General features: G+C 50.3%; 2 protein-coding genes and 1 pseudogene. All 3 read right to left on the minus strand.

What is annotated here, in order from left to right; translation table 11 throughout:
• Positions 1-352 (minus strand): annotated as a pseudogene (locus tag Q0369_RS04665) (endonuclease MutS2); the annotation flags it as partial.
• Positions 342-1,148, minus strand: coding sequence for a hypothetical protein (locus tag Q0369_RS04670; protein WP_298096646.1), 807 nt, complete (start codon positions 1,146-1,148; stop codon positions 342-344). The pseudogene Q0369_RS04665 and the gene Q0369_RS04670, both read right to left, overlap by 11 nt.
• Positions 1,149-1,209: 61 nt before the next feature.
• Positions 1,210-1,934: cyanophycin synthetase (locus Q0369_RS04675; protein ID WP_298096651.1), on the minus strand; the 725-nt coding region annotated here is incomplete at its 5' end.

Here is a 1,934-nt window from a genome sequence, read left to right on the forward strand (position 1 = left end):
AATCCTTTAATTGCGCGATAGGAGCAGGAATTTCAATCTTTGCAAGCCAAGCGGCGAGTTTGCCTTCGAAGGGCTGCTTTTTGAGGTACAGAAAATATCGGACGATCTTGCTAAATTCGTAAATTTCGCTGATATGAAGCACGCCGTGCTTTGAGATACGCATCAGCGCGTCGTCTAGGTTTGCAACGCTCTCGCACTGCGCGAGATCAAATTTCGTAAGCTCTGAAATTTTTTCAAAATTTAGCTTGCTATCGCCGCTTAAAAACAGCGGCTTTTCGCGCGCCAAAAAGCTTTTAAATTTCGCTAGATACTCGCCTAGATCGAGGCGCGTAAAGAGTTCGTCACTGATCATAAACGCACTCTTTGATCTTGTAGGTCTTGCCCTTAAACTCCGAGCCTGCGCTTTTTTTGGCGATGAAAGCGCCCAGCGAAAAGGAGTAGGTGAAGCTCTCTCGCGTCACGATCTGCGCGGAGCCTTGCAAATTTAAGTTTTGCGGTGCGGAATTTTGCGCAGCTTTAGAATTCTGCGCGGAGCTTTGCATGGAATTTTGCTCGGCTGCGTTAAAATTCTGCGCAGAGCCTTGGGGATCGGAGATTTGCGTGTTGCCTCGTTGCGCTGAATTTTGTGAGGCAGAGCTTCGCATACCTTCTTGGCTCGCGGAATTTTGCGGCGCGAGGCTCTGCGTATCGCCTTGCTGCTTAGAATTTTTCGAAGTAGGGCTTTGTGCAGAATTTTGCCTGCCCGAAACAGCGTCGCTAGTTTGCGGGGGATAGTTTTGCTCAGCGGAAGCCTGCTCGTTCGTTTGTGCGGTTGAGCTTTGTGCGGCAGAAGTGACCTTGTCCTGCGCATTTAAATTTACTTCATCGACTTGCGAGCCCAAATTTTTCGCATCTGCGCCGCGCGTTTCAGAAGCGAAATTTATCGCGCCGCCGCATCTTAATCTGGCGCCCGCGTTAAATTTAAAAACCATCTCCTCCTCAAGCTTGGCGGAGCGCTCGCTCGCGCTTTCGTAAAGATACGCCCCTGCGCACAGCAGAACGATCAGCGCCGTGGCGATGATTTTAGCCCTTTTGCTTAAAATTTCGTCCCGCACGAAAAAGATCGCCGCGATAAATAAAAATGCGAAAATAAATATTAAAAATCTCAAATTCTATCCTTGCCCGCCCGCAGCGGAGTTTGGCTCGTAAATTCGGTGAGAGTTTTCAAGTCTAAAATTCTCCGCGCAGTTGATAGGTGATGTCGCCTGCGCCAAATCCGATCACCAGCCCGTCGTTTATGATGTGGCGGACGCCGAAAATATCGCTAAATTCTATCTTCTCGCCGTTTCTAAAGACCCGTTCGGTAAATAGCGCGCCAAGCCCCTTAAACTCCTCTTTCAGATCAATGCCGTTGCTTGGCTCGCCCGCGGCGTAAACGGGCAGTACGACTAACTCCTCTACGCCCGCAAAGCACTCTTTGAAAGCGTTTAAATTCGCCTTAAGCCTGCTGAAGCGGTGCGGCTGAAAGATCGCCGTGATCTTGCTAAGACCTAGCAGAGTGGCGTATTCGCGCGCGCTTTGCAGCGTCACTCTGATCTCGGTAGGGTGGTGGCCGTAGTCGTCGATGAGAACGAAGCTCGGGGTGGCGCACAGGATGTCGAAGCGCTTTTTGATCCCCTTATAATTTAGTAAATTTTTACGGATCTGTTCTAACCCCGTCTCGCACGCCGCGGCTAGTATCGCTAGCGACGCATCGATCGCGATGTGTCTTCCGAGCCCGTAAACCTCGAAGCGTCCGAGCTCTTTAAGATTAAAGCTCATAAACGGCTGATGATCGCGCAGTAGCACCTTCAGATCCGTTATGTCGCGCGAAGGAAAGAGCTTGATACAGCTAAGCTTTATGGAGCTTAAAAACTCATCCTCGGCGTTTATCACGCGGATCTTGGCGCGCTCCA

Origin of the sequence: uncultured Campylobacter sp. (assembly GCF_938030685.1) — a bacterium.
In the GTDB taxonomy this organism is placed as follows: Bacteria; Campylobacterota; Campylobacteria; order Campylobacterales; family Campylobacteraceae; genus Campylobacter_B.